Origin of the sequence: Mesorhizobium sp. M4A.F.Ca.ET.090.04.2.1, assembly GCF_003999085.1 — a bacterium.
Classification (GTDB): domain Bacteria; phylum Pseudomonadota; class Alphaproteobacteria; order Rhizobiales; family Rhizobiaceae; genus Mesorhizobium.
The window spans coordinates 1-1412 of record NZ_RZOT01000846.1 but is presented as its reverse complement, the minus strand read 5'-3'; the positions used below and the strand labels follow the sequence as shown (position 1 = coordinate 1412).

General features: G+C 66.8%; 1 protein-coding gene and 1 pseudogene. Both read left to right on the top strand.

Translation table 11 applies throughout. The features are described from left to right. Positions 1 to 444 (top strand): annotated as a pseudogene (locus tag EN781_RS32530) (DUF58 domain-containing protein); the annotation flags it as partial. Next, positions 441 to 1412 (top strand): stage II sporulation protein M (locus EN781_RS32525; RefSeq protein ID WP_145965791.1); only part of this gene is annotated, 972 nt, incomplete at its 3' end. The pseudogene EN781_RS32530 and the gene EN781_RS32525, both read left to right, overlap by 4 nt.

The window sequence follows — 1412 nt, the reverse complement described above, 5'->3', positions numbered from 1 at the left end:
GTGCGCGGCTCCGCCAGCTTCCCGATGATCCAGAAGCGGGCGGCAGAGATCGACTATTCCAGCGAGGAAACCAACTTTACGCTGGCGCTGACGACGCTTTCGGGCAAGCTCGACCGGCGCTCGCTGGTCATCATCTTCACCGATTTCGTCGATCCGATCAGCGCCGAGCTGATGCTGCGCACCGTCGGCCGGCTGACCGAGCGCCACCTGGTGCTGTTCATGATGATGAAGGATGTCGAGCTGGAGAGCCTGGCCGACATGCCGCCGGCGACGCCGGAGGACGTGGCGCGCGCCGTCACCGCTGGCGGCCTGCTTAGGGAACGGCAGGTCGTGATCGGACGGCTGAGGCTGCTCGGCGCGCATGTCATCGAGGCCGATCACCAGCGGCTGGGCCCGGCGCTGGTCGAGCGCTATCTCGAGCTCAAGCAGGAGAATCTTTTGTGACGACGCCGGCCGGCACCGATGCGGTACGCCAGACGCTCGCCAGCTTCCGCCAGGAGCGCGAGGCCGACTGGCTGGCATTCGAGGCGCTCTTGGCGCGGGTCGAGAAGCGAGCGCCGCGCACGCTGTCGGAAGACGAATTGCTGTCGCTACCGCTGCTCTACCGCTCGGCGCTGTCCTCGCTGTCGGTGGCCAGGGCGACGTCGCTCGACAATGCGCTCGTCTCTTATCTCGAAGCGCTCTGCCTGCGCGGCTATTTCTACCTTTACGGCGCCCGGCGTGGCTTGCGGCAGCGCATCGGCGATTTCTTCCTGCATGACTGGCCAAACGCTATCCGCGTCCTGTGGCGTGAAACCCTTGTTGCGGTCGGACTGACGGCAGTCGGCGCCGGCGCCGGCTACTGGCTGGTGGCGTCCAACAAGGGCTGGTACGACGCCATCATCGCACCAAGCCTTGCCGGCGGGCGCAATCCGGACTCGTCGGCCGAGATGCTGCGCAGCGTGCTCTATGGCGGCGCCGACAGCCAATTCCTGTCGAGCTTTGCCGCCTATCTCTTCACCCACAACACGCAGGTGGCGATCCTGGCCTTTGCGCTCGGCTTTGCCTTTGCCGCGCCAAGCGTGCTGATCATCCTGATGAACGGCTGCATGCTCGGCGCGATATTCCAGATCTACGCCGCCAAGGGACTGGGCTTCGGGCTCGGCGGCTGGCTCGCCATCCACGGCACCACCGAGCTGTTCGCCATCGCGCTGGCTGGGGCCGCCGGCATGCGCATTGGCACGCGCATCGCCTTTCCCGGCGAGCTAACCCGCATGGCGTCCGCCGCCGAGGCCGGACGGATCGCGGCGACCGTCATGGTCGGCGTCGTCGTGATGCTGCTGTTTGCCGGCCTGCTCGAAGGCATCGGCCGGCAGACGATCAACGGTGACGGCGCCCGCTACGCCATCGGCGGCGGCATGCTGGCCTTTTGG